Source organism: Novosphingobium sp. KN65.2, assembly GCF_001368935.1.
In the GTDB taxonomy this organism is placed as follows: Bacteria; Pseudomonadota; Alphaproteobacteria; order Sphingomonadales; family Sphingomonadaceae; genus Novosphingobium; species Novosphingobium mathurense.
In genome coordinates this window covers 1-4106 of sequence record NZ_CCBH010000232.1, presented here as the reverse complement: position 1 = coordinate 4106, position 4106 = coordinate 1, and the positions used below count along the sequence as shown (strand labels likewise).

Sequence of the window (4106 nt, the reverse complement as noted above, 5' to 3'; positions counted from 1 at the left end):
GGCCCAGTCGGCCCGAAGCTGCGATTTTGGCCATGTTGAAGAACAAAGATTGAACATGGCGATCTACCAGGCTCGCTCTTGTCCTCCAATCTCGTAAACATCGGTCTCGATCGAGCACCTGTAGCTCTCTGCGATGTTGAACATCTCTGTCTGGAGAGATGCGATCTCATCATCGAGGCTGACGCCATCGGCACCCTGATCATAGGCGACGGTCAGCGTGTAATCGCAGTTCCCGGTCTTTTGCATCTGGTAATCCCGCTCCAGCATCGCCTCAATGCGCTCGCGAGCGGGCTTTCTGCCACGACCATGCTTGTTGAAGTTCTCGATGGTCAGATGCAGGGCGATGGTGACAGAAGGCGGCTTTTCCGGCAGCCCGATCCTTGAAGGAATGACGTCAAGCGCCCGATAGACGGTCATTCTTGAGATCTTGAGGTCGCGCGCGACGCTGGCCTTGCTCGCGCCGGCGGTGATCCGGCGTCGGATTTCATCGTCATCGATGTTTTTCTTCCGGCCTTTGTAGACGCCTTCGGCGCGCGCCGCCTCGATCCCGGCGCGCTGCCGGTCCTTGATGAACGTCAGTTCCATGTCCGCGACCATGCCCAGAATGGTGATCACCATCCGCCCCATGCTTCCGGCCGTCGTCACCTCCGGCTCAAGCACCCGCAATGAGGCTCCCTTCTGGTCGAGTTCATGAACCAGATTGAGAACATCGCGTGTGGAGCGACCGAGCCGATCGAGACGCAGGACGACGAGTTCGTCATCGGCGCGCAGGAACTGCATGATCGTCTCAAGCTCCGTGCGTCCAGTGCGCGATGCGCCCGAGCCTGTTTCGGAGCGGAGGATTTCACAGCCCGCTGCCTTCAACCGGGCAACCTGGATGTCGAGATCCTGGTCGATGGTGCTGACGCGGGCGTAGCCGACGCGGGTCATGGGCAAATCCGTCACATTAGGGTGGCTTTGCCCTCGTACAGTAACATTGGTGACGGAACCACCCTTTTGTGACATGTCGTATATGTCACTTCCGATCGTCACGTTCGGGTGCACCCAAATGGTGCGAGCGGAAAGGCCCCGGTCAGGCAGCAAGCCGCCCAAAATCGATCCGGCTATTCAGATCGAGGTCGAAGCGGCCATAAGGATTGACGTGGCTGTAAATCAGCGGTGTGAGGCCGCGATAATCATCCGGCGTCATCCGGCCCGTCCATTTCGGTTCCACCAGCACGCTCTGAAGCATTCGGGTGTTCACATAGACAAGCGACGCTTGCAGCAAATGTAGCGCCAGGACCGAGAGCTGCTGCTCATCGATGCGGTTAGTGGCGATCTCGCCGCCCTTGCCGAAGAAAACGAACCCATTGGCACTGTTCCAGTTTTCAACGACATTCAGGCCTTCATGAATTTCGCGGCGGAAGGACTCCTCGCGCAGATACCGGCACAGGAAGATCGTCTTGACCGCGCGGCCCAGCTCACTCAACGCCTTGTAGGTCGGGTGCATCACCTCGGAGCGGCTAAACCGGCGCAGGATCGCCTCCGGGTCGGCGGTTTTTGTCTGCATCGCGGCTGCATATTTGACCATCTCGTCATATTGCTGCTCGATCTCATCCCAGTTGATCGGACTGGAGAGGATCGGCTGCAAGTGGGGAAGCCGCGTTCGCATGCCGACATCGGGAAGAGCCAGCTTCTGGCGAGCGATCGCTTTCAGGCGGGGTGCAAGCTCAAATCCGAGAAGCCGGCAAAATGCAAAGCCAACCGCGCTTTGGCCATGACTATCAACATATTGTCGCTGGATTTCCATGTCGGTGCAATGGCGCAGCACGCCCTCGATCATGGAGGCGACCTCGGAGGAAGAGCAGCGCTTGAGCTGGGAATAGACGCATGTCGCGCGTCGTTCGACATGCCAGTAGATCATGACGCCCCGTCCACCATAACGCGCATGCCATTCCGTCATCAGGTTGCGATCCCAGGCTCCGAACTTTGTGGAATCTGACGCACAGGCCGTGCCGGCGTCCCCCCAGACTGCAGCATTGCGGATTGCCAGGGTCGCATTCGCAACCCTGGCACACGCCTCCTTGAGCGCCGCGGCATGAACGAAGCGGCGATGGACATGCAGCAGCTCTTCATAGCTGACATCGGGGGTGGCGCCGGCGATCCGCTTGAGCCCGGCATTCGTTCCCAGGCCGTAGAGGCATAGCAGGAGACGTTGATCCAGCGCGGTTTTCGGCAGTGCAACACGCGAGGCCGATGTTTCGAACGCTTCGAGAAGTCCCGTATCAAGGGCAGCCTCCTTCAGTACGTCGAGCAGCCCGGTCATCGGCCAGCGTTGGCCGATCTCGGTCTTGATCGAGGCGAGACCCCTGGGTTCGGGCAAGGGTTTGAACGGGGTGAGAGATATACGGTTCTCGCCGCGCCACAGCAGCCGAACCTTGTCGTTCCGGGGAATATTGGCATTGAGGAGCAACAGTTCCTGAGCAAGCTCTTCCCGGATGGCGCTTGAAAATGCACGCGCATCCGCCGTCAGGTTCAATCCTGTGTAATATGCTTCTCGCCGCGCATCGAAGTCCTTGGGAAGATCGTCATCGGGATTGCGGTATCGGTCCGCCCCGACAACCCAGATTTCCTTAGAACGGATGCGATCGCGCAGTTGCGCGAGGACACAAAGCTCATAACTGATCCGGTTTACGCGCCCCTCTTCATCAATGACGGAACTGCGCCATCTCGCCGGAATGACCTCGTCGACCGGCACTGCGTGCGGCGGCACGTAGCGGCATCCATCATCCACTTTGCTTCTGATCCAGTCCAGGGCCGCCAGCACCGGACGCCACACGGCGTTGTTCGACCGGAACTCCAGTGCCGAAAGCAGGCTTGGCAGCATACGGCGATAATGATTGGCCCATGACCTCCGCATCACCTTGTAGATCCGCCGATCCAAGGCGCCCTTTGCCTGGCTTTCCTTGATGATCGCCGCCAGTTTGTCCTTGCCGGCGATTGGGAAAATGACATCGCAGATGCGCCCGGATGGATCGTCGATCGAAGCGCTGGCAATCTCGACCAGGAGTCGCTCCTTGCCATAGACCCGCTCGATGTCTTTCGCGATATCGCCCACCACCTTGCGTTTCGAGCGCGATCCGATCTTATGGACCGTCTCGATCAGCAGGTCGACCATCGCATCCGTAAGCTGAGCTTCCCGCGCCATCAGATAAACGGCATAGAGCCCGAGCTGGCGCGCCGGTACATGCCGGCGCATCTCCGAGGCTTTCTCGCCGGCAACCCGGCGAACGATCTGATCGACCCATGCCTTGCCCGTGACCGATAGGAAATCTCGGGGAAGAGCAAGCCGTTGGATAAAGGCGAGTTTGGCGGTCACGCCAAGAATGTTTTCGAGCGTCGCCTGACCTGCATCCCCCTTCATCGTGTTGAAGCCGGTCGGGCCATCGGGATCGGCGAGCGAGGCTTCCAGCAAGGCGACCGCATCCGGCGCAAGCCGATCGCGGACTCGGGCCAACAGGGCCTCCAGATAGAGGTGTCGTTGCGAACGGACGAGGCGTTCCAGCTCCTTGCGCGACGGCCCATAGATACGGCGGTCGCGGCACCACAGGAAAACATGCTCGAGCATGGCATTGATCGGCTGCCCGCCCGCACAAAGATCGTCGGAAATCCACCTCGACAACGCCCTGCGATCCGTCTGCGTCATACGGCGGAACCCGAGATGCCGCAAAATCTCCGCGCAATGCCGGCGGGCGGTGCGCCCGGAAAAATCATAGTGGTTCACGGATTTGGCATCGAGACCAAGTTGCTCCGCCAGATACAAGACACCGTCGGAGGGTATCGACGCATGATCCGGCACAAAGAAGCCATGCCCGGCGAAAAATCTAAGCTGAACCGCCAATCCCAGTCGTGCCGTCTCCGCTTTGCCGGTCACGAACGCGATGTCCGAAAAACTCAGGCTCCAGGAGCCGATCAGATCCCCACTCGAAACGCCAAGGCTCATAACGCCGCTCCCTTATCGGAGCGGAACGTCGTTCCTCGCATGGGCGATCGTCAACAACAACCAGCCCGTTCCCGACGTGTTCTCCAAGATGACCAAAATCGCAGCTTCGGGCCGACTGGGCCTA

The 4106-nt window shown here is 59.5% G+C and carries 2 protein-coding genes; both read right to left on the bottom strand.

The genetic code is table 11. The annotated features are described in order from the left end of the window. Positions 1-63: 63 nt before the first annotated feature. Positions 64-930: a recombinase family protein gene (locus SPHV1_RS23900; protein WP_006961816.1), complete on the bottom strand. Its 867-nt coding sequence runs from the start codon at positions 928-930 to the stop codon at positions 64-66. A 142-nt stretch (positions 931-1072) separates the two neighbouring features. Further along, entirely contained in the window at positions 1073-3982 is a 2910-nt protein-coding gene (locus SPHV1_RS23895) for a Tn3 family transposase (RefSeq protein ID WP_006961814.1), read from the bottom strand. Between the last annotated feature and the right edge of the window lie 124 nt (positions 3983-4106).